General features: G+C 48.4%; 14 protein-coding genes. 1 reads left to right on the forward strand and 13 read right to left on the reverse strand.

The window, feature by feature from the left end; genetic code table 11:
• Positions 1–44: 44 nt before the first annotated feature.
• The 11 genes from BP97_RS41545 to BP97_RS0133635 form a co-directional block, all read right to left on the reverse strand.
• Positions 45–170 carry a hypothetical protein gene (locus BP97_RS41545; protein ID WP_269321944.1) on the reverse strand — a complete coding sequence of 42 codons (126 nt, stop codon included), beginning with the start codon at positions 168–170 and terminating at the stop codon, positions 45–47.
• Between the two features lie 391 nt (positions 171–561).
• A complete protein-coding gene (locus BP97_RS0133590; protein ID WP_028552993.1) occupies positions 562–2325 on the reverse strand; it encodes a glycoside hydrolase family 2 protein in 1764 nt (587 codons plus the stop codon).
• A 32-nt stretch (positions 2326–2357) separates the two neighbouring features.
• The gene (locus BP97_RS38395) at positions 2358–4724 is read right to left on the reverse strand and encodes a family 43 glycosylhydrolase (RefSeq protein WP_081824495.1); all 2367 of its coding nucleotides are present in this window, start codon (positions 4722–4724) and stop codon (positions 2358–2360) included.
• A 14-nt stretch (positions 4725–4738) separates the two neighbouring features.
• The gene (locus BP97_RS0133600) at positions 4739–6754 is read right to left on the reverse strand and encodes an alpha-L-arabinofuranosidase C-terminal domain-containing protein (protein WP_036747018.1); all 2016 of its coding nucleotides are present in this window, start codon (positions 6752–6754) and stop codon (positions 4739–4741) included.
• A gap of 27 nt (positions 6755–6781) precedes the next feature.
• Entirely contained in the window at positions 6782–7675 is an 894-nt protein-coding gene (locus BP97_RS0133605) for a carbohydrate ABC transporter permease (protein ID WP_028552995.1), read from the reverse strand.
• Positions 7676–7688: 13 nt separating this feature from the next.
• A complete protein-coding gene (locus tag BP97_RS0133610; protein ID WP_028552996.1) occupies positions 7689–8645 on the reverse strand; it encodes an ABC transporter permease in 957 nt (318 codons plus the stop codon).
• 27 nt (positions 8646–8672) lie between these two features.
• Positions 8673–10256: an extracellular solute-binding protein gene (locus BP97_RS0133615; protein ID WP_028552997.1), complete on the reverse strand. Its 1584-nt coding sequence runs from the start codon at positions 10254–10256 to the stop codon at positions 8673–8675.
• 115 nt (positions 10257–10371) lie between these two features.
• Positions 10372–11976 (reverse strand): response regulator transcription factor, encoded by a 1605-nt coding sequence (locus tag BP97_RS0133620; RefSeq protein ID WP_028552998.1) that lies wholly within the window; start codon positions 11974–11976, stop codon positions 10372–10374.
• Positions 11969–13762 (reverse strand): cache domain-containing sensor histidine kinase, encoded by a 1794-nt coding sequence (locus BP97_RS0133625; RefSeq protein ID WP_028552999.1) that lies wholly within the window; start codon positions 13760–13762, stop codon positions 11969–11971. Before BP97_RS0133625 ends, BP97_RS0133620 begins: the two co-directional genes overlap by 8 nt.
• A 109-nt stretch (positions 13763–13871) precedes the next feature.
• Positions 13872–15665: a family 43 glycosylhydrolase gene (locus tag BP97_RS0133630; protein ID WP_028553000.1), complete on the reverse strand. Its 1794-nt coding sequence runs from the start codon at positions 15663–15665 to the stop codon at positions 13872–13874.
• Between the two features lie 36 nt (positions 15666–15701).
• Complete coding sequence (locus BP97_RS0133635; protein WP_028553001.1) at positions 15702–17135, reverse strand: LamG-like jellyroll fold domain-containing protein; 1434 nt, start codon at positions 17133–17135, stop codon at positions 15702–15704.
• 243 nt (positions 17136–17378) lie between these two features.
• Here BP97_RS0133635 and BP97_RS0133640 point away from each other — a divergent pair, with 243 nt between their 5' ends.
• Entirely contained in the window at positions 17379–18218 is an 840-nt protein-coding gene (locus BP97_RS0133640; protein WP_028553002.1) for an AraC family transcriptional regulator, read from the forward strand.
• Positions 18219–18258: 40 nt separating this feature from the next.
• Here the strand turns inward: BP97_RS0133640 and BP97_RS0133645 are convergent, their stop codons facing one another.
• Positions 18259–19542 carry an ABC transporter substrate-binding protein gene (locus BP97_RS0133645; protein ID WP_028553003.1) on the reverse strand — a complete coding sequence of 428 codons (1284 nt, stop codon included), beginning with the start codon at positions 19540–19542 and terminating at the stop codon, positions 18259–18261.
• Positions 19543–19731: 189 nt separating this feature from the next.
• Entirely contained in the window at positions 19732–20073 is a 342-nt protein-coding gene (locus tag BP97_RS0133650) for a zinc ribbon domain-containing protein YjdM (protein WP_028553004.1), read from the reverse strand.
• Positions 20074–20237 lie beyond the last annotated feature (164 nt).

Raw genomic sequence — 20237 nt, forward strand, 5'->3', positions numbered from 1 at the left:
CGAATCGCTGCTTATAGCAGGGAACACGATGGCTTCCTGCTGTTTTAGGCCGCTTTGCTGAACAGAACGTACCCATCGTTTATCTGTGCACCAACCATCGATTCCGTTTCTACTTTTTCCGATGAGAGTGCAGACGGACCGTCCATAACTTTCACCTGCAAGACGTTCAAGAACAAATCCTCAGCTGCCGGTTGGCAAGGATTTCCCTCAATTCGCCATTCGCCTGCTCTTTCGTGCCTTGGAAATCGTTATGGTTGGGATACTATTTAGCTTATCATTCGTCCCCCGCGTAACGAATGCTCTAATTGTCGTAATACTTGTTATTATGTGTGATTCTATATATGTATCTTGGTGGAGCCTTGAAGGGTATCCATCTCCACCCACTTTTATTATCAGGAATTATTAATTTACATATAAAAAACCCGTCAAGAAAGATTTCTTGACGGTCTGTTAACTATTACTTAGTCATTCCATGGCTTTGCAGCTGCTCAAGATGGATAATTTTGGTATACCCCATATGGAGGGTTGTCTTTTAGGCTCGGCGTGGACCGCTCCTCTTCTTCAGGCAAGATTGATCTCCCTGATCTTCTCCATCGGCACCTTCGGCTTGCGATCCTCTGTCAACAGACCGTTCACCTCTTGCTGGACGTCGGTAATTTGCGTATAGCAGTACCCGACGATGTAATCCGTTTGTTTGATCGCTTCGTGAATGCCGCGGAACCGTTCAAGGAACGCTTCCTCCGAGGCCACCTGTCCTCCGTACCCCCAGCCTTTGTCAGATTTGAAGGCGATGCCGCCGAATTCGCTAATGATAATCGGCTGACCCTGGTAGCTGTAGCCGTCAGCGAAGGCATATTTCCATTGATTGAACGTTTTCCGGTTGTTTACAATGTCCTCTTTGCTTGCGTAGCGCTTCAGGAAGCGCTCTTTCTTTTCCACATAATCGTGCAGTGTCAAGATATCGGATACCGTATGCTCCCAACCGTCATTCGTCACCACCGGGCGGTTCTGATCGAACGCCTTGGTTATATGATAGATCGCTTCGGTGAACTTCTGCTGTCTACTATCCTTGAAAATATTCATAATACCCCAAGATTCGTTGAAAGGAACCCATGTAATAATGGAGGGATGGTTATACTGCTGGCGGACAACCTCCATCCACTCGGTTGTGAAATTTTGCACGGCTTGATCGTTAAACTCGAAGGTGGCCGCCATCTCCGACCAGACCAGCACGCCTTTGACATCGCACCAATACAGGAATCGGGCGTCCTCCACCTTCATGTGCTTACGGACACCGTTATAGCCCATCTCCAGAAGGAGATCAATATCCTCGATCAGCGCTTCCTCGGAAGGAGGCGTCAAGTGACTGTCCGGCCAATAGCCTTGATCGAGCAGCAAGCGCTGATAGATCGGAACATTGTTCAGCAGCACTTTATCCTTCTCTATGGATATCTTTCTCATGCCGAAGTAGGAGTAGACATGGTCAATCACTTCGTCATCACGGTAAAGAATAAATTCCACATCGTACAGATTCGGATGCGCAGGCGACCAATAGCAGCGCTTCCACGGTCCGTTCATTTCGTGAATGAGGTCGACCTCTAACGACAGCCAAGGGCGGTCGATCATCAAGCTAGTCTGTTTGACCTGGCGGCCCTTCATGGTGATGATCGTTTCCAACCTTAACCCTCTGCCGGCGTGAAGCTCTCCTTTAACCTGGTACTCGAATTTAACGTTATTGAAATCAAGGTCCGGTGTGATTTTTACCGAATCGACGTATTCCTGCTCGACGTATTCCAGCCAAACGGATTGCCAGATCCCCGTCGTCTGCACATAGAAGCATTCAAAATTATCGTCCACCCACCGCTGCTTTCCTCGCGGCTGGGTAGCGTCCTTGCTGTCCTCCACCTTGACGGTAAGCTCGTTTAAGGACCCGAAAATTACGTATGGAGTGATATCGAACGTAAATGCGGCATAACCGCCCTGATGCCTTCCGACGCATTCACCGTTAACCCATACTTTGGCTATATAATCGACCGCTTGAAAATGCAAGAGGATGCGCTTGCCTTCAGCCGTTGTTGGAATATCCAGCTGTCGATTGTACCAGACGCACGGATGATGAGCTTCTTCCCCGATGCCACTAGCCTTCGTCTCGTATGTGAAGGGGACGACAATGCTGCGGTCTCCCCCGAAGCTTCGCTGCCAGCCCTCGGCTTCACCGGTGCGGGTATCGTCGAAGCCGAAGCGCCACTCTCCGTTCAGATCGACCCAGTTCTCCCTCACGAATTGAGGCCTTGGATAGTTCTTTATATATTTTTTAGTTGTCATCTGATTTCTTCCACTCCCTCAGTTCTAGCTATTTATTTGTTCTTCGTTACAGTAAGCGGCGATACGGTCCAGGCCGTCGAAACGCCCCTTAGCCCTACTCTGCCCTCAAGGAACGCAGACGGATCCGTCCACTTCAAGACCGGTTCCTTGCTGCCGTCAGAGTAAACAGCTATTGAAGCTCCCTGCAGCTTTACGGTAATCCGGCGAGTCTGACCGGGACTAAAAGCAAGGGAACCGGACACCTTATCCGCTAATTTCTCGTAGCTCACTCTAGTCAGGACGACCTTGTCACCCCGAAATACAAGCGCATAGCCCATGTAAGCATCCTTGACCTGATCTCGGAATTCAGATTCGTTGGTTGTCCGCAGCAGGACGCCTAGTTCGTCCTTCGCAGCTTCTTTCAGGGTCACATCGAAGCTTACGGTATAGTCCGTCCACCCGGAATTACCGCCGAAACGATTCACAATACCGACGTCGGACGGCTTGATGACCGATTGCTCCGGCACGGGCTCTGTTAGACCTGCCTCCATGAACCTCAAGGCAGCCTCGCCTTTCTGGAGGCGAATCGTCAGCCATTGCGGACCTGTTTTCATCTCAAACGCGCCCAGAGGTACTTTTGTCCAATCTGAATCTTCTGCGAATAAGGAAGCATCCAGCTTAATTTCCTTTGTTCGTCCGCCAGCTTCAAGCACCAGCGTGGAGCCAGCCGAGGATTTGGAAACGTTAACGGAGATTAGATATGATCCGTCCTGGCGAGGATTCACCGGGAACGAGACCCTATCGCCCTTCTTCGTCAGGCCCACGGCATCGCTGCCATCGGGTGTTATTCCCGAGTGAATGACCGCATTGCCGTCACGTTCTCCATGAACAGCCTCTACCGCTCCCGGCAGCGGCTTAATCACCTTCGAATCGCTGCTGCCCCCCGCTTCATTAGAGAAAGCGGTGTAGTGCAGGTCCGGCTTGGCTCCTTCCGGCCATGCATAGCCGATGCGTCCCGGCTCGGCTGTCATAGCAGCCTGCTCTATCTTCAGCAGCCCGTCCCAGTAGAGCTTCGTGCCGCTTGAATCCGACTCGATGCGAACCGTGTGCAGCTTCGTCAGGTCGGTGCCCTTGGGCAGCGGAATCACTGCAGCCGTTGCCTCGACCCCGTTCACGCGATCGATCAACTTCAGCTCCATCGTCGTTGCTTCTACCCGAGCTATGCGGAAATTCCCCGAATCCCTGTATGCAAATACTACATCCAAGGAAGATGCATGCCCTGTATTAGGAACTTGCTTCAAACTGAAGTTGTATTCCGCCGTATAACGGCTGCCTGAGCTTGTTCGGCTCAGTAGGGTCTCATCACCACCGGGTTGAACAGCCGACTCCCACTTATCTTGGGATGGTGTCGCACCCGGCAGATCTTGAAATTCGGGAAGCCTTGGCGCTTCCTGTGGAGTTCCGTGCGTCGGTCCAAGCACCGCCATTTTGTCACCGTTGAATACGAGACGATCCATGTTCAGCTTGCGTACCGGCGGTCCTTCCGCGGAACGGCCGATCAGATTATGGTAAACCATATAATATGAATCGAGGTCCGGGCCCATCACGGTGGCGCTGTGGCCGAGCCCGTTGAAGTCGTTGTCGGTGGAGATCAGGATCGGGTTGTTCTCCGGTATCGTATAGGTTCCTGTCGGAGATTTGTGAGCTACTCCGTAATTAACGCGATATCCTCTGCTGAACACGTGATTGCCCGTGTAGGTGATGAAATAGCGTCCGTTGCGCTTGATAATCATCGACCCCTCCGTCCAATGCCCGAGCGAAGTGTTCAGCTGCTTATCCGGTTCGATCGTGTACGGATCGGTCATCGGGCTCGCCATAATGCCACCGAATTTGGCATGCGTGAAATACCATTTCTCATCGTCATCGATAAAGACGGAGCCGTCGATCGTCAAGCCGAGATTATCCGTCTTCTTCATAAAGGGTCCCGTCGGCTTGTCGCTTTGCAAGACGTAATGTCCCTTGCCCGCCGGAGAGGTGTACATATAGAACGCTCCGTTCCAATAGACAACCTCCGGTGCATAGGCTCCAACGCTAATGGGCTCCTCCGTCACCAAGCCTTCATAGCGCCAGTTCACAAGATCATCGGAGCTCCAGGCCTTGATCCCGACTCTCCGGTCTTTCGTGCTGCAATACAGATAATATTTGCCGTCATAACGGAGAACGTAGGGGTCGCCGATCCCGTAATCTTCCCATTCCTGATCTAATGTGAACGGATTCTCATATGTCCTCTGCATGGATAAAACCATTCGGTCCGCTCCTTTCTTTTCCCAAGGCTGAATTATCATCACAATAACCAGGAGAATGATAACCGCCGCACCGGTTATGAGTCCTGCTTTCTTGATCCGTATCATCTTTTCCATTAGTTATGACCCTGTTAGCGTGAGAGTTCCAAGACGTAGACGGAAGACGCCTTCAGACGGCAGGTTACATGATCATTAGAAAATGGTACTTCATGGGTTACACAGACCATATGATTCGGTTTATGTACGCTATTGATATCTTCATAATCGTCGGCGGTCAGTTCCAGTAGCTGAGCTGTTCCAGATGCTGAGAATCCGCCTAGCTGCACTTCGGTAATCGTCTCTTCGAGACTGCGGTTGACCATAAAGATAGTCAGCTTATCCTCATCGCCGTTCATACAAGCGACAACATCCAGATTCGGCAGGCCGCTCAGCTGAGGCGCTTCGGACAGAGGGCTATGAACCTCAAAGCTGCCGCATTCCGTATGGCTCTTAACGACATAAGCCAAGTCCCTATTTGCATACATAGTCATAACGTAATAGCTTGGGGTTCCATATACGGTCAGGGATTTACCGCTCCAGCCTGGGGCTTTGCCGCGGAACTGATCAGCGAAGTAGTCCCCCACCCGGATACATCCTCCGAGCCAGCCGTTGACCAGATCGGAGAAGCTGCCGATTTCCACCAGATCGCAATTTCGAATAAATTCATTCAGATTCGAAGCATTCGCGACAGCCGCTTCCAGAGTATGTTCATTCGGAAGACCTTTACGAATGGTATTTGGATAATACATCGTGTTGTATTCCGTGATCGCCACCTTCAGGTGGGAGTAACGTTCAGAGGAGTCAAGCATTTCCCTCAATTTCCTCAAAGTATCTCTCGTCCATTCCGGATAAGAGACCATTGCTTTATAGCGATCTTCCTTTGGCGTTCGTTCATTCATTCCAAATCGGCCGTAACCGTGATATAAATGCAGCGTTAAGTAATTGAAATGCTCAGCAGCCCGCTCCAGCAAGGTTCGATTCCAATCCATCTTGGCGTCTCCGCATGCCAGCAAGGTAATTTCTGGATCGACCGCCTTCATGGATTGGGCAAACCGCACGCAGCGTTCTGCGAATGTCTCTGCGCTACAATGGCCCACTTGCCAGGCCCCCCACACCTCGTTGCCAATCTCCCAGTACTTCACGCCATACGGCTCGACGTGCCCGTTAGCGGCTCTCAGCCTACCCATAGGCGTATTCGCATCGCCATTGCAATATTCCACCCATTGGGCCGCTTCTTCCGGCGTACCCGAACCGTCGTTGACGCAAATCAGCGGCTCCACCTTCAGCTCGCGACAAAATCGGATAAACTCGTCCGTGCCAAAATACTTGTTCGTCCATCCGCCCCATGCTTCGTTGATCACACAAGGCCGCTCATAAACAGGGCCGATAGCCTGCTGCCAATGATAGGCGCTAATATAATTCCCGGCGAGCCGCATCATGCCGGCATTCAAGTCTTTCGTCATCTCAATGACTTCCTTGCGAACATTGCCTACACTGTCCGAGGGCAAGAGCGATACGTGATCAATCCACAGCATCCCTGTGGAAACATGATCCAACCAGCGCTCATGCTCCGAAGAAACGTACAGCCTGAACTCCGCATGCTCGCAGTCGCGTGACACTTTGAGGCTTGACTCATAATGCGCCCAGTTATGGCTAACTAGGTCCAATCGCGTCGAAGCGAGCACGTCTTCACTATGTTTATCTACGATCTCAGCTATGAGCCATTTGATCTCGATAGAAGCTCTTGCGTACACCTGCAAATGGTAACCATTCCGATCCTGTTTCACAGCAATGGATTGGCTTATGCCCGCGTACCCTTCGTCGCCGCTAAAGCTGCGCACCAGCTGACTATGGCCTGAATGATGCGCAGCCGCCGGTTCGAGCGCATAGACGGTGCTTTTCCCGTTCGTATAAGGACGCCAGCATCCGGCAAGCCCTCGGAACGAATCATCCATACTTTCAAAATCCATATCCGATAAAGGATAGGCTAGCATAGCATCCATATGATCGCGAATGTCCTCCACAAAATGACCGAACAAATAAGGATTGATTCGATCTTTGCCGATTTGATTCGTATCCACCTGTATTTTAGCTCTTGCTTGCACCATGGAAATCAACGCATCCTTTCTCTCCGATTATCCTTTTAAAGAGCCGATCATAACGCCCTTGACAAAATGCCTCTGTACAAACGGGTACATTACTAATACCGGCAAACTGGAAATGATAATGACGACATATTTGATGCTCTCGGCGAGCAGTACTTTCGATTCCAATCCTACATTGCTGTCCACGGCGTCCGCCTGACTGACCATTAGCACTTCACGCAGCACAAGCTGTAACGGGTACATGTCTTTGCTGCGGATATAGATCAGGGCATTGAAATAGGAGTTCCAGTGACCGACTGCATAGAACAGGACCATCACCGCTAAGATCGGCTTGGAAAGCGGCAGGATCACATGAGTCAACAGCTTCCAGTTCGAGCAGCCGTCGATATGAGCAGCCTCCTGGATCTCCCAAGGAATACTGGATTGAAAGTACGTTCTCATGACTATCAAATTATACGTGGCAATAGCTCCCGGGATGATCAGCGCCCACATGGTATCCACCATGCCCAGATTTTTCACTAAGAGATAGGATGGAATAAGCCCCCCGCTAAAAAACATCGTCAGCGTAACAAAAAACATAATGACTCCCCGCCCAGGCAGGTCCGGTCTTGATAACGGATAAGCCGCTAAGGTCGTCATAGCTAGGTTGATCGCCGTACCTGCTGCCGTATACAGAATGGTATTCCCGTATCCGCTCCATATTTGATTATTCTGAAGAACATTCCGATAGGCCTCCAGCGTCATCTGTTTAGGCAGCAGAACCACCTCCCCGTTCAGTACCAAGGCTGGATCACTAATGGATGCACTGACAATAAATAGCAGCGGATACAGCACTACTATCAATATAAGGGCAGCCAATACGTTGACGATAATATCGAATAGGGCTTCATCTGAGTTCTTTTTCTTGAATGCTATTTCCCTCACCGCATGATCCTCCTCACCATAAGCTTGTCTCGGCCTTTTTACGGGCAAAGCGATTTACAAGTATCAGCAGCGCCAGGTTAACGACGGAATTAAACAAGCCTATGGCTGCCGTATAGCTGTATTCTCCTTTTAGAATCCCTGCCGAGTAGACAAAGGTAGAGATGACATCGCTGGACTCCAGATTCAGATTATTTTGCATCAACAATATTTTCTCAAAGCCGACATTCATGAAATGTCCTACATCGAGAATGAGCAGAATAACGATCACAGGGAGAATGCCTGGAATGGATACATGCCATATTCGCTGCAGCCGGCTGGCTCCATCCATCTTGGCCGCTTCATAGAGTTGCGGGTTGACTCCGCTAAGGGCTGCTATATAAATAATCGATTGCCACCCCATGTTTTGCCATATATTGGAGCTGATAAAAAGCGTCTTGAACCAGGCTGCGGAATCCAGAAATCGAATCGGTTCTCCGCCGAGGGCCTCAATAATCGTATTCACAGGGCCTCCCCGCGGAGATAGGAACAACATCAGCATCCCCACCATCACGACGACCGAAATAAAATGAGGAATATACGTGACGTTCTGCACAATCTTGCTGAAGGATTTGCTGCGGATCTCATTGATCAGCAAGGCAAGAAAAATCGGAATTGGAAAAGCAAAAAGTAGGGAGAACAAGTTAATGGAAACGGTGTTCCACAGCAGCCTCCAGAAATAGTAAGATTCAATAAAACGCTCGAAATGATCTAGTCCCACCCATTTACTGCCTAAGATCCCCTTGGCCGGGCTGAAATTTTTGAATGCGATTTGCAAACCGTACAGCGGTCCATAATGGAACACAAGGTACCATAGGATAGGAACGAGCAGCATAAGGTAGAGATCGTATCGGCTCGCCATAGCTCTCCAGAGGCTGGAGCGCCTCGATCTGGATCGAGACGCAACGCCGGCTGTATTGGCTGTAGTCTTCATCTGTAGCCCTCCAACCATCTTATGAACTTATTTTTGCTTCTTGAGGTTATCGTAAGCGTCCTGATACAGCTTTTGTAGCTCGTCGATCTTCATTTTCTTCAACGTAGCCTGGAACTCTCCCCACTTGTCGAAGCTAAGGGCGCCTGCTATAAACTTGGTACTTTGTTCCTCGTAGTATTTATCAATATCGTTGCGCAGCACGTTGATTTTTTGAGCGGTGTCTTCATCGAACATAGGCGCAGCGTAGCGGATCTTCGGCATGTATGGATCCAGCTTCTTCTGAGCTTCCTGCACCTGAGGCGGGTTAATGTAAGAAGCGACCTTCTCACTGATCAGATGCGGGGCCCCGCCTCCGGCATAAGGGGTGATTTTGGACTGATTTCCCGTGGCCAAGAAAGCATCAGTATAATACGGAATTCCGTCCTTCAGCTCATAGTTGTCGCCTTTACGGCCGAACCGCAATAAAGTGGAGCCTTCGTCGCCGTAGAAATAATCGATCCAGCGCATCGTTGCTTCCGGATACTTGTTAACCGAGGTAATGGCAAAAGCTCCAAAATCCCGCGGCACCGGAGCTGCCAGCTGCAGTCTGTCCCCGTGCGGCCCTTTGACCGGAGCTATCCCGATATATTGATCGGCCACCTTGGTATCCAGCATGGGGTTGTTCGTCTGATCAAAGAAGAAGCCGGTGTTCGCTGATCCTTGCTTGGCAAGATATTGAGCTTCCTTCTGCGTAAACAGCTCCTGATCGAGCAGCTTTTCCGAATACAGCTTATTCAAATACATCAATAGCTCTTTATTGCGGTCGTTCCCCATCCAAATGTTAACCTTGTCATTCTCCAGGTTGATGTTATAGCCTAACTGGAAATCCAGGCCAAAAGAGCCCGCCATGATAGGGACTATGCTTAGGCCGTTGCGCGCCGTCATCGGAATCTCGTCTTGCTTGCCGTTGCCGTTAGGATCTTTATCCCGGAACGCTTTCAATACCTCGTACAGTTCGTCCGTAGTCTCAGGCTCCTTAAGGTTCAGCTTCTTCAGCCATACTTGATTCATCCATCGCTTATCGGTTCTGGCCGAGTTAACGGTTACAATTCCAGGAATAGCATAAATATGGCCTTCAGGTGTCGTTATGGCTGAGCGAATCTCAGGATACGTGTCCATCAGCTTTTTAAGGTTGGGCGCATACGAATCAATCAGCTTCTCGAGCTGGATTAATTGCCCTCCTGAGCCGTAACGAATAGCTTCTAACGGAGTTAAGCCTGAGCGGTAGAGAGCATCAGGGAGCTCGTTTGATGCGAACAGCAGGTTCTTTTTTTCATTAAACCCGTCTGTCGGCGCTTCGATGAATTCCACCTGAACATTGCTCATTTTTTCATAATCCTGGAACACCGGCATATCCTTAAACGGCCCGTTGGTTGGAGCAACCCTAGTGAACATTTTCAGCTTAATGGGCTCTTTCACTATAGGAAAACCAGCTGCTGACACGCCTTTTGCTGCATCTGTGTTGGAGCTGCCCGCTTTCTCTTTGCCCGGGGCATCCGAGCTGCATGCGGTCAGTGTCAATCCGGAAACTACCAAGGTGGAAAGCACGACCGTCCCCCAATTTCTTTTCATTCCTTCGTTCCTCCGATCGTTGATTATCGCCCTCTCGAGTAAGCGCTTTCTAAGGGCTGATTTTATTATAGTCCCTGCTCCGTATCCATCCGTTCCAAATATTTGACATTCCATTCTACTTCTTTGACGGTTTCAGGCTGTCCATGTACGCTTGAGGTGTCATGCCTGTGATGCTTTTAAAGACTTTAAAAAAGTAAGTGTAATTCAAAAAACCGACTTGACTGCTAATTTGCTTTAAAGAATAAGCGCAGGATTCCATAAGGATGCAGCTGGTTTTAATGCGAACCCGGTTCAAATACTCCGTGAACGTCATTTGCGTTTCCTCTTTGAACAATCGGCTCAAGTAGGAGGAATTGAGCATTAAGGCATTTGCTGTAGCGTCCAAGGAGATATTGGAGGCATAGTGGGCCGTAATGAATTGAATAGCTTTCGAAATATGGCGAGAATAAGGTCCTCCCGCATGCTGCTTCTTGATCGCCTCAACACAGCGTATATAATAAGCTTTCAACCATGACTCCAGCTCGGCAATACTTCCCATTCGCCCAAGGTCGCTGCGTGACGGAATCAGTTCGGTTTCTTCCATAGACGGATTAGGAAAATGCCGCTTAACAAATCTTTCAACGATCTGCAGCAGCTCGCTTATCGTGTTTTGTACATGCATGGAGTAAACGGGCAGGTGTTGAATGGAAGCAAACACGTTGGATAGGACCTCATTCATTCTCTCTGCCTCCAACTGCTCCAGGAACAGCTGCAATTGCTTCTGCTCTTCCGCAAACAGAGTTTCCTGCTGTACGGAACGATTCGAGTCAGGAGACAAAGTATGGGTAATATCCTGATCCGCTTTGCTATAGCTGGCTGCGAGCTGCCGCAACCGTCCGCAAAGCGGCCCTGTGGCATGGATGCTTTTTAAATTAAGGAATTTTTCCAATGAATGGGAAAGGCTGCTCATCGCCTGATTGATCTGGGTTGCAACCATATGCTCGCTTCGATCCTCAGAGGCGAACAGAACGATGAAGCGCCCCTCTCCTACGTAGCCTACTGTCCGCTTATGGATGTCCCCGACAGCCATTTGCATCACATCCGTGGCCTGCTGTACAAGTCGGTTTTTTTGCACATCCGTCAAGGCTTCCGTCAGTAACTGAAAAGGAACGATTTGCACAGCTGCGCTGCCGTATACTACAGAATGAGCATAGAGCTGATTCTCCCGGGCATAAGCTTCCAGCTCCTCACCGGCTTCCCGCCCATCTCTAGTCAGATTAGCAGCAAACTCGCGGTAAATAACCGGACTTAGACGCTCCATCATTTTGGTTTGAGCGCTTCGGACTTGATGCTCCCGTTCTTCGTACTCCAAATCCTCAACCGCTTTATTCAGAAGCGACACTAGGGCTTCTGGGGTTAAGCGATGTTTGAGAACATAATCCATAGCTCCATTCTTCAGGCAATCCCGCACATAATCGTAATCGTCAAAGCTGCTTAGCATAATCATCTTGACCTTGGGAAAGCGGTCCTTGATGATGCGGCTTAGCTCCAAGCCATTCATGGTCGGCATGCTCACGTCCAGAATCGCAATATGCGGAGGATGCTGCTCGATCATCGACAGAGCCATTGCTCCGTTCGCTGCTTCGCCGCATAAGGTGAACCCGTGCTTCTCCCAGTTCAGCATTCCTTTCACATCGTTGCGGGCCAAGGCTTCATCATCGACCAATAACACCTCAAACATTCCTCATCCCTCCTGTTATACTACCTGCACCCGGAAGCAGCGGAAATCGGATCTGTACCTGAGTATAGGCACCCGGTTCGCTTTGGACGGACACGCCATAAGGCTCTCCATATTGCCGAACGATGCGTTCGTGCACATTGCGGACACCCATGCCGCTGAAGCGTGTGCTAGTTTGCCCGTTCTTAACCTCAAACAGGGCATCCGTCTGCTCCTTCGTCATGCCTTTGCCGTTATCTCTAACTTCAATTCGCAGTTCATCATGCTCTTCATTTTTATATACTCGAATCAGGACAATACCTTCATGCTCCGCGGAGGTGATTCCGTGAATAATGGCATTTTCCACAATAGGCTGCAGCATGAGTTTAAGAACATTGCATTGCAACAGCTCGTCATTTTCAATATCAACGGTCAAATGAATAGGTTCCACATATTTGTATTTTTCGATAGTTACGTAGCTGCGGACATACTGCAATTCCTCCCGGAGAGAGAGAACCTCATTCGAGTTCCCCAGTACACCACGCAAAAGCTCTATCAACGATTCGGTTACTTCTACAATATTGGGTACCCCGTTAAGCTTGGCCAAATACTTTACCGTATTCAACGTGTTATATAGGAAATGCGGACGGATTTGTGCCTGCAAAACGGCGAGTTCCGCCTCCCGCTTCTCCCTCTCCGTGGTCACAATCCCTTCAAGCAATCGCTTTAACTCCTCCACCATACTTTTGAATACTTGGTACAGCTGCCCTATTTCGTCTTTGGAATGAATTTCTACGTGCGGGAGCGTCATATTGCCATCCATCACATGCATCATCATGGATCTCAGCCTGCGAATATTTCTAGTAATTCTTGAGGAAACCTGTAAAGTGCCGATGACGATAATAAGAAAGACTATTATCGCTACTTCAGCCAACACATTACGAATGCGCACCGTTTCGCTTAATAGTGATTTCATAGGAACGAGCGCCAACGTGGACCAACCCGTATTATCCGATTTCCGGTTTATGACAAGGTAAGACTTCTGATCAATGATCCTTTCTACCGAAGCCCCCGAACCGCCCAGCTGCTGGTTCAGCTGTATGATCGTTTCCTTGTTAACGGCGCTTGTTCCAGGCTGGTAGATGAATTCGTTTTTCTCGTCAACGACATACAGCATACTGTCCGAAGTAGGCTTGACATCATAGGTCTTCTTAATAAACTCATAATTGAGATCGAACATAACGAGGCCGATAACCTGACGGTTATATCGGAGCTCACGACCGGTAACAATGGAGTCGCTGGAACCCGTATGATGAAAATACGCATGCCCTGACCCGTTCTGAAGTAAGTAATCTATCATCGGCGATTGTAATACGCTCTTGTCAAGCCACGGGGAGCCGACGAAAAACACCTTCTCATTCAGCCCAATAACAGCAGCACGCGAGATATAGGGCTTGTAGGCAATGACAGCGGATAAAAATTCCTCGATCTGCTTTTGTTCTTGGAACCATTCATAGCTCGGCTCCTCTGTATCACTTAGCAGTGTATTCAGTACGGTTTTATTGGTTGCAACGACCGTATTTAAGCGACCGATCTCCTCCAATCGGAGATTTAAGGATTCGTCTGCTTGCCGTATGCTATCCACGACGGAAGTAATTGCATTATTTTTGACCGTTTCTCTCATGTACAAATAGACAATACTTGTCACAGCAACGATCCCAAGCAGAGTGACCAGACTAAACGCAACAAAGATTTTGCCCTGAATGCTTATTGTGGGGGATATCAGCTTCTTGATAGAGTATAACCTCATGAAACGATACCTCCTTTCTATATTAAATACTTGAGAACCGAACCATGGAGCGAGTCACGAAAAAAACATGAATCTAGCCTGATCAAGAGCTTGATTCATGTTTCTATTTTTATTCATTACACGGGTCTATGCGCATCCCCTGTCCATCCTCTTCGCCTTGAAGAGCGACAATGCCCACGCGAGTCCGGAATGGAGCGGTTCGATCATTACCGAAAAAGGTAGACATGAGTCTGCCCTCATGATCGACAAACATCGTTCCGTGGCCTCCGTGAGGTACCGCTAGCCTTCTTGGAGTATACGGACCGTACAAGTCATCGGCAACGGCGTACATCAAATCATAAGTGCCATCCACCCGTTTATCGCCGTTCCATTCCGCCGCACCAAGAATATACTTGCCTTTGTACTTCACGACAAAGGCGCCTTCATAGCCAACATGCTGCCCGTCTGAGCACAACAGCTTGCGGGGGTCTTCTGCAAAGCCGGTCATATTCTTCTTCATCCTCGCAATTTTCCCGTCCTGCCATACAAAATACACTTGACCATCGTCATCCTGGAACAGACTGGAGTCAATATCCGTATTCGTCATCCGTCCCATATCGATATACGGCCCTTCTGCTTTTCCCGATACGCTTTTAATCAGCCCAGTGCCTCCACCCTTAAGAGAATAAGTGATCCAGAAGGTGCCGTATAGATAAATCATTTCCGGTGCCCAGAGGCAAGGATTATCATAGATATTATTTTCCCAGGTGCCATTTTCGGCGAGATCCCATACTTTGGCCACATGGCTCCATTCCTTTAGATCTTGAGATTTCCACAAGTGTAGCTGATTATTCCGATCCCAAAAATTTCGGTGCGGCTTATCCGAGGTTCCCGTCAAATAATACGTCCCATCCGGTCCAGTGCTAATATGAGGGTCCCGAATCAGAAAGCCCGCGATAGGTTTAAGACTTCCCACGGGTCCCTTCTCAAGCACCGCTTCCTCAATCGGTCTAATGAATCCCGGACCTGCAAAGGACATGGGGATGACGGAAGGAAAATGCTCAACCGGAGAATAGCTCCCGCAGCCCGTAAAGGATGCATACAGCCGTTGGTCCCATCCGGTAAATAAGGTGACCTGCCCGCCATGTGGAAGCGCCAAATATCGCCGGCTGTATGGACCGTAGATCGATTGACTTACTGCGACAAAGGTATCTACAGCATCGCTGCCCATTCTCTCCAGCGCATCGGCACAAAACATAAAGTAGTAACCGTCCCGCTTCGTTAGAAAAGCCCCGTACGTTCCTACCTGCAAATTCCCGGAGTATGATGGATGATCCTCCCGACCCGCTACCTTCCAAGGCCGCGCTTCTACCATTCGGGGATCTTCCTCCAGACCTGTCATCTGCTTATTCATTCGTGCAATCTTGCCGTTGCCGTAAATCCAGTACACATCCCCGTCTTCATCTTCAAATAAAGAGGCGTCCTGCCCGTCAGCCGTTATCTTCCCCATATCCCGGTATGGGCCATCGACGGTGGCGGACAAGCTCTTCAGTAATCCCGTGCCGCCTTGCTGCAGCCCATAAGCGATCCAGTATGCTCCTTGTATATAGTGAATTTCAGGAGCGCAAATACCAACACCATAGGAGCCCTCGCACTCCTTTTGCCACGTTCCTTCTTGTTCCAGGCTCCATACGGAGGCTGGCCCCGCCCATGTCGTTAAATCCGGAGATGTCCATACCTGTATGCTTGTCCCGTCGGTCGTTCCGGTCAAATAGTACACATGATTCGGCCCTGCGCAAATACTGGCGTCTTTTAAAGGGACATCCAGTATTCGTTTTACAAGTACAGCCGACTCTGAGTATCCGGTACATGCAGACCATTCCGTTTCTGGATGAGGTGGCTGAATAAGAAAATCACTCTTCATGTTACGGTTCCCTTTCTATCACGAATTGAATATGTGCTATAGACGCCTGCCAATTGCTCTAAAATCCTCTCTCTGTAGTGGTACGGAGTAGATTCGCACATTCTTAATGCCCCCATCAAAGGCTGCCTTGCTTCCGTGGTCGCCAAAGGCATCCGTCCCAAATCTTCCTCCGTAGCCGCCTGAACTATCATGTGCTCTTACTATAGTAAACGGAGCGCTGCCTTCACCTTTCAGGTTCCCGTTTACATACAGGCACAGCTTTCCATCATCATAGGTGATTGCCACATGGTTCCATTGCGTCATATCCAGTTGTATCGGCTCACCGGAAACCAGCAACCGAATCCCGTTAGAGCATACCGAGGCTTCCAAACGGCCGTCCCGGATACGAAGTGCCAGCCCGTTCGTGGAATCGCCTTCATCCAATAAAACCTGAGTTCCCGCAGCAGACTGCGGCCGAATTTCCATCGTAATCGATCGCATGGAGAAGCCATCGTGGAAGAAGCCCTCCGACTCTTCCGCAGCAACTCTAACCGGCGAATAAGTCGGTGTACGGTATTGCGCCAGCAAAGCGTACTTGTCCAATAAACGCAGAAGCTCTTGTTCACTGACAGAAAACATAGTTGCATGTCTTGCGCGGTAAGGAAACCGGGTCCTCTCCTCATCCGATTCATCGGACCATTGAACCATATCGGCAGACTCCATGACGCCGAACTTGCCGTAAGCCCAATAATCGTAGTACAACAGCCATTTCTTTTTGCTATCGATCCAAAGAAATTCCGGCCCTTCCGTATAGTCCGGTGTTTGAACGCCCGGTATCCTTTCATACGGACCTTCCAGCTGGTCGGACACGGCCAAAAAGTTCATGGGCGGGTGCGGGTATTTTAACGGCTCATAGACATGACTTTCATCTTTGACTGCCATGTAATACTTCCCTTCATGCCAAGCAAGACTTGCATCAATCGTTTGAAAACCCGGATCATAGAATAATTCCGCACTGGAAAATGTTTTCCAATCTGTAGTTCGCGCACAATAGTGCTTACTGCTGCTTAAATCTTCGCCTACGCTGGAAGCCCAGTATACAAGAAACTGTTCATGGACGGAATCGTAGGTAAACTCAGGCGCCCAGCTGTTGACGGTATTTGGGATATCCTTCATGACAGGCAGCGCTCTTTCTTCCTTCCAATGAATTAAGTCATCAGAGGTCGCATATCCGATAAACGGCCCGCGAGGGCGAATCGTAAAGACAAGATGCCATTTCCCATCCGGTCCTTTACCAATAAACGGGTCCCTTAATATTCCTTCTCCTAAACGGGATGCCCAGACCGGCTTGTTTTCGTTTAGTTCATACCAGTGCATGCCATCGCGGCTATAGGCGTAATGCAATGTTTCATCTTTGTGACTTTGTCCGGGACCTGAGCGGAAATAGCCCATTATATATGCATTCTGACGATCATTACTTGATGCAGTCATTTGATGTGTTCCCCTTTCAAAGCTGTGAATTACGTTCATTATATCGTGACTTGTATAACTACTTAATAGAGAAAGCGGCGCGTCAAGTGAGGAAAAGGGACATCTATCCTTGCGCCTTAATTCATACGCAAAGAAGCTATCTCCCAGCACCAGCCTATATCACGCCATGTCTTAAAACGACAAACCGTGCTACAATAAGTCCTAGGAACAAGGAACCATGTTGTTAAGGGAGCTATGATGACAATGTTGAACAAACCCGGCAAGCACGGCCCCATCTATCACCTGCCTCCGTTAGGAGAGCCTCCTCCTCTGAGCGTGCAATTTTTAGGGATTAACTACTGTGATGCGGATTACCGCAACATTCGAAAGCTCGCCATAATTACCGTTATGGGCTTCGTATTATCCGGGCAAGGCAGTGTTAAGGTCAATTCCCATACCTATATCGCCCGTCAAGGAGATGTGTTCATCCTGCCAGCAGGCTGCTATCATGAAGTTGCCTCCGACCCTAACCACCGGGAGCAATGGAGCTATATATGGTTAAACATTAGCGGGAACTGGATTCTGAAGATGCTTGAAGCTTACCAGCTGATCACACATGTCGTGACGCCGCATAGCGGGTCGGGGCTTTTGTTTGAAGAAGCCGTTGAAAGCGCTCAACAAAAATCGGTCGAAGAGATGCAAAGCGAGCTGCAGGTTCTCCTTATGCGGATCATCGTCACCCTTTCCGAGGCTTTGCGCAAAAGAGGGGAAGCGCTATCATCAATAGTTCAAGCTATTAAGCGATTTTTGGATAACAGCATCCTTCACCCTTTCGATTCGAACCAGCTCTCCTCACATATGGGTATTTCCACCCGGCAAATAAATCGCTTGTTTAGCAGAGAAGTCGGAACTACCATCTATAATTATGTCATCAACAAAAAGATAGAATCCGCTAAACTGATGCTGCTCGATACTCAGCTGACCATAAGCGATATTGGATATAGGCTTGGATATATGGATCCGCATTATTTTTCGAATTTGTTCCAAAGCAAAACCGGTGTAAGACCCAGCGTCTTTCGTAAACAACTTAGTAAAATTCAATAGATTCTTAGCAGCCTCAAGCTCTGCGAGTCATCGAGCAGAGCTATCTTATAGCTTCAGTGATTCTTTTGTTGGCTTCATCCTCGGCTCGTCTCAATATCGAATTGACATCCAGATTCCCCTTCAGGTACTCCGTCATGGATTTATTGATGACGTCTTTTATAATCTCCTCATGCTCCGTCGGCTGCGGATTTTGCCCGATTTTCATCTTCAGCAGGGCTTGTAGGTTCTTCCCTTGGAGAGACGACAGATCCGCTCCATATTCCTTCGTCACCCCAGCATCCGTTATAACCGGAATAAGTCCTCTTCTGGCCATTCGGGCTTGACTTTCCTTCTCCGTCAAAAATGCCATAACTTGGAATGCTTCTTCTTTATGCTTGCTTTTTGTAGACAAAAGGAGACCGGACACATCGGTTTCTTTAACCAATGGGGCATCCTTGCGGCTAGGGAAGGTAACGATGTCCCAGTTCGGAGCGGTGCCTGCTTTGTGCAGCTCCTCAAGCTGTGTCAATCGGTTATAAGCGACCATCATGGCCAGATTTTTGTTTTTCTCAAAATCATTGAATATTCCTTTCGTTTGGTTACCGGGAATATCCTTAATGGATTTGTACATTTCGAAATAAGATTTCCAGCTGTCGGTAGTTAGAACCGCTTTGCTTGTGTTCGGGTCCCAGAGCGGGAGCATCATCGATGCAGATATGCGTGGCGCTGCTATCAAATCGAGTCCGTAATACGGCTGGCCTCCATCCGTTCGGCTTAATTGGCGGGCAAGGCTGATCACCTCATCCCAAGTGCTTCCATCCTTTGGGTAGGCGACTCCGAATCGATCAAAAATATCTTTGTTGTAATAAAGTGCTGCGGGATTGCTGTATAGAGGCAGCATATATAGCTCACCATTAGTTCCATAACTCTTCAGCGATTGAATTATATTAGGATCAAATTGCGACAAATCAAGCTTGCTTTTCTTCACTGACGAGGTTAAATCCTCTGCAAGACCGAGGGTTGTATATTTGTAAATATCGAAATTAGCCTGAAGCATCAGATCTGGGAACGTCCCGGAAGTGAGCATGTCTTCAAACGATTGATTGGCTGGTTTACGAACCAACTCCATTGTAATATGTGGAAACCTGGCTTTTACGGGCTCTGCAATCAGCTTGTTGAAATCCTCGTCAGTCACCGTGAGCAAATATTGAAGAACCGTCAGTTTAATCGGCTCCTTCTTCTCCCCTTCGTTGGCTCCCTGTTGTGATGGATTCGAACCGGTACAAGCGGTCGTCAACATTAGTGTTGTGGCTAAAGCAAGAAGCATAACCTTTCTCTTTTTCATTACATTGTCACCCCTTAATCTATATTTGCCCTAATCATACATTGCAGAATTATGAGTTTGAATACTGTTGTAAGTTTGAAAAGTGAGTATTTCGGACATGTTTCCATCGAGGTTGCGATAGAGGAAGTGGACTGTCATATTAAATAAGGCCTGCCATATCGGCAGGCCGTACTCACTCTTTTTATTTGTTTATATCTTTTTTACAAACTCTGATTTTAATTTCATAGCTCCAAACCCATCAATTTTGCAATCAATATCATGATCTCCATCAATCAAACGAATATTTTTTACTTTTGTACCCATTTTTATAACTAATGAAGTTCCTTTTACTTTAAGGTCCTTGATTACAGTTACAGAATCGCCATCGTTTAAGACATTTCCATTTGCATCTTTAATGTTTTTATTAGCTTCAATATCTTCGGTTCCCGATTCTAAACTCCATTCATGAGCACATTCTGGGCAAACAAGAAGTCTGCCATCTTCGTAAGTGTACTCTGAATTACATTTCGGGCAATTTGGTAAAATAGACATCGTTATATTTTCTCCAATTCTTATTTTATTTCTAATATACTGTCATAGTCCTTTCATATTGGCAACCCTATTCCACTTATTTGATGCTCCCCACCAAAAATGCTTAATCTAAACTATCCTGCAGTTATAAACAGTTATAAACTAGGAGTGTTTACACAGAAAAG

The organism is Paenibacillus sp. UNC451MF (assembly GCF_000686845.1).
Classification (GTDB): domain Bacteria; phylum Bacillota; class Bacilli; order Paenibacillales; family NBRC-103111; genus Paenibacillus_S.

Coding starts and splice junctions, on each gene's coding strand:
- BP97_RS0133590 (WP_028552993.1), bottom strand. CDS start 2,325: ATGACAACTAAAAAATATATAAAGAACTATCCAAGGCCTCAATTCGTG.
- BP97_RS38395 (WP_081824495.1), bottom strand. CDS start 4,724: ATGGAAAAGATGATACGGATCAAGAAAGCAGGACTCATAACCGGTGCG.
- BP97_RS0133600 (WP_036747018.1), bottom strand. CDS start 6,754: ATGGTGCAAGCAAGAGCTAAAATACAGGTGGATACGAATCAAATCGGC.
- BP97_RS0133610 (WP_028552996.1), bottom strand. CDS start 8,645: ATGAAGACTACAGCCAATACAGCCGGCGTTGCGTCTCGATCCAGATCG.
- BP97_RS0133615 (WP_028552997.1), bottom strand. CDS start 10,256: ATGAAAAGAAATTGGGGGACGGTCGTGCTTTCCACCTTGGTAGTTTCC.
- BP97_RS0133620 (WP_028552998.1), bottom strand. CDS start 11,976: ATGTTTGAGGTGTTATTGGTCGATGATGAAGCCTTGGCCCGCAACGAT.
- BP97_RS0133625 (WP_028552999.1), bottom strand. CDS start 13,762: ATGAGGTTATACTCTATCAAGAAGCTGATATCCCCCACAATAAGCATT.
- BP97_RS0133630 (WP_028553000.1), bottom strand. CDS start 15,665: ATGAAGAGTGATTTTCTTATTCAGCCACCTCATCCAGAAACGGAATGG.
- BP97_RS0133635 (WP_028553001.1), bottom strand. CDS start 17,135: ATGACTGCATCAAGTAATGATCGTCAGAATGCATATATAATGGGCTAT.
- BP97_RS0133640 (WP_028553002.1), top strand. CDS start 17,379: ATGTTGAACAAACCCGGCAAGCACGGCCCCATCTATCACCTGCCTCCG.
- BP97_RS0133645 (WP_028553003.1), bottom strand. CDS start 19,542: ATGAAAAAGAGAAAGGTTATGCTTCTTGCTTTAGCCACAACACTAATG.
- BP97_RS0133650 (WP_028553004.1), bottom strand. CDS start 20,073: ATGTCTATTTTACCAAATTGCCCGAAATGTAATTCAGAGTACACTTAC.